General features: G+C 65.7%; 4 protein-coding genes. 2 read left to right on the plus strand and 2 right to left on the minus strand.

Features of this window, described 5'->3' with window-relative positions; translation table 11 throughout:
- Positions 1-218 precede the first annotated feature (218 nt).
- The gene (locus MJ783_RS04425) at positions 219-731 is read right to left on the minus strand and encodes a GNAT family N-acetyltransferase (protein WP_239308637.1); all 513 of its coding nucleotides are present in this window, start codon (positions 729-731) and stop codon (positions 219-221) included.
- On the minus strand, positions 728-1,066 hold the full coding sequence (locus MJ783_RS04430) for a DUF1778 domain-containing protein (RefSeq protein ID WP_239308638.1): 339 nt from the start codon (positions 1,064-1,066) through the stop codon (positions 728-730). Before MJ783_RS04430 ends, MJ783_RS04425 begins: the two co-directional genes overlap by 4 nt.
- Positions 1,067-1,220: 154 nt before the next feature.
- On the opposite strand from MJ783_RS04430, the gene MJ783_RS04435 reads away from it, so the two are divergent.
- Together MJ783_RS04435 and MJ783_RS04440 are read left to right on the plus strand one after the other, a co-directional pair.
- Positions 1,221-1,475 (plus strand): type II toxin-antitoxin system Phd/YefM family antitoxin, encoded by a 255-nt coding sequence (locus MJ783_RS04435; protein ID WP_239308639.1) that lies wholly within the window; start codon positions 1,221-1,223, stop codon positions 1,473-1,475.
- Positions 1,460-1,867 carry a PIN domain-containing protein gene (locus tag MJ783_RS04440; RefSeq protein ID WP_239308640.1) on the plus strand — a complete coding sequence of 136 codons (408 nt, stop codon included), beginning with the start codon at positions 1,460-1,462 and terminating at the stop codon, positions 1,865-1,867. Before MJ783_RS04435 ends, MJ783_RS04440 begins: the two co-directional genes overlap by 16 nt.
- Positions 1,868-2,054 lie beyond the last annotated feature (187 nt).

Below are 2,054 nucleotides of genomic sequence, written 5' to 3' on the forward strand. Positions count from 1 at the left end.
CCCCTATTGCCGGGCGCTCTAAGACAAAACTTATCCCGACAGGCATGACGCGGCGACCAGGCGTTGCCGAGTAACACGCAGAACCCTCAGTCGTGTGCCCCCGGGGGCTTATACAGCATCTACGCAAACCGCGGCGATGGCCAGCCTTGTCGTATCAGCCCGGCTACCTGCGTCTATCACCCCAAGCAATGGCGATGGCAGTGCCCGTAACAAGCTGGCTATACGGATGTGCTCTCTCTGGTCAGCGCTCTAGCATCCTTCATCAGAAGGAATAGGCGAAGTGGGTGGGTCGGGGAGGGCTCGAACCCGAAGTGCAGGTAGAACTGCCGGGCCTGGTCGTGCAGCGCATGGACGAGCAGTGCTCGTACACCGACGATCTCCGCTGCGGAGACGATGCGGGTGATCGCGTCCCGGAGCAGATGGGCACCCAGGCCCCGGCCTTGTTCCTTGGCGTCGGCGGCGAGGCGGCCGAGCAGAATGACCGAGACGGGGTCGGGCATGCCCTGCCCGACGCGCCGACTGCTGTCCAGTCGCTGGACTGCCCCGGTGGCCAGGGCGTAGTAGCCGACGACGCGTCCGTTGCGGATAGTGACGAAGCAGTGGGATGCTCCTGCCGCCTGGTTGCCCAGCGCGCGTCGGCGCAGCCAGTCGTCGAGCGAGAGCTCGCCGCTGTCGAAGGCCGACAGGTCGTCGGAGGCGATGATCGGCCGGGGGGCCGAGTAGCCGCTCACTCAAAGAGCGATTCTTCGGCGAACAGGCGCTCCAGCCGCGGCTTGCGGGTCACCGGACGATCGAGGACGGTGAGGAATTCCGCCCACGCCTCGTTACCCAGGGTGAACAGGCGCTGGTCAGCCAGGACGTCCTTGGCTCTGGCCACGGCGGCGTTCACGGTGAACTCGGTGACGGTGGAGCCTTCGGCCTCGGCAGCCGCGCGGATCAGCGCGTCCTGTTCCTCGGGTAGGCGGACGGCGATGCGGGAGCTCTTGACCATCGTCATGCTTCGAGTGTGCGCCTGGTAGGCGTACGGGTCATCCGTCCGCCGCCGTTCGCTGACATCCGCCCACATCCGCAGCCGTTGCTACACCGGTTGCTACAGTGCGGCGCATGTGATCAGAGCGCTGCTCTGGGTCGCTGGTCGCTGTCCATGGAGGGGCTTCCATGGAAATATGGTAGTTATGTATACGCAAAGTAAATCTGATAGTGTGTAACGCATGAAGAGCATGACGGCCACTCAGGCGGCCCGCAACTTCGCCAGTGTGCTCGACGCGGTCGAGCACGGACAAGTTGTGGTGATCACGCGGGATGGCGTCACGGTCGGCCGGTTCGTCCCCGAACGGCGCACCACGGCCGACCGGCTCAAAGACGCGCTGCGGGAGCACGCGCCGGACCCCGCTTTTGCCGACGATCTTGAGGCTGTGCGGGCCGACGTGCGGGCCTCCTTCACCGATCAGGTCCGCACGTGGCCAGACGTGTGATTCTCGATACCGGGGTCATCATCGCGTTCGAGCGAGGCACGCTCGACATTGATGCGGTCCTGGGGGCGGACGACGCGGCGATCGCCTCGATCACCGCAATGGAGCTCCTCGTGGGCGTTGAGCGCGCGACCGAGGCCCACAAGCAGCGTCGTGCACTGCATGTAGAGGCAGTGCTTGCCAGCGTGCCGGTTGTGGACTACACGCTCGACGTCGCTCGGGCACACGCCCGACTCGCTGTCCACGCCATGCACCGCGGCAGGCCGCGGCCAGCGCATGACATGATCATTGTTGCCACGGCTGTGGCCGAGGGACGCATACTGCTGACGACCGATGCGTCCGCCGACTTCACCGGGCTGGCGGGCGTGAACGCCGAGGTGCTCAGCATGACCTGACACGCAGGTCATGTGTGCGGGTGAGTGGTGAGTTCGTCGGGGAGGCATCAGCCTCGGTGTCCGCCGGTTGCTGTCCTTTCGCGCCGCAGGCGCGTCAGCGCCGAGAAGCGGAAACGGCGCGACAGCCCGGCGGCATGCCATGACGATCGGGTGCCGACCCGCGGATTAAGAGGCTCCGGCAATAGGG

The sequence above is a fragment of the Protofrankia sp. Cj3 genome, assembly GCF_917627355.1.
Taxonomy (GTDB): domain Bacteria; phylum Actinomycetota; class Actinomycetes; order Frankiales; family Frankiaceae; genus Protofrankia.

What these genes read in the sequence shown, in the direction of transcription:
- MJ783_RS04430 (WP_239308638.1), bottom strand. Translation starts at nt 1,066, where the DNA reads ATGTGGGCGGATGTCAGCGAACGGCGGCGGACGGATGACCCGTACGCC.
- MJ783_RS04435 (WP_239308639.1), top strand. Translation starts at nt 1,221, where the DNA reads ATGACGGCCACTCAGGCGGCCCGCAACTTCGCCAGTGTGCTCGACGCG.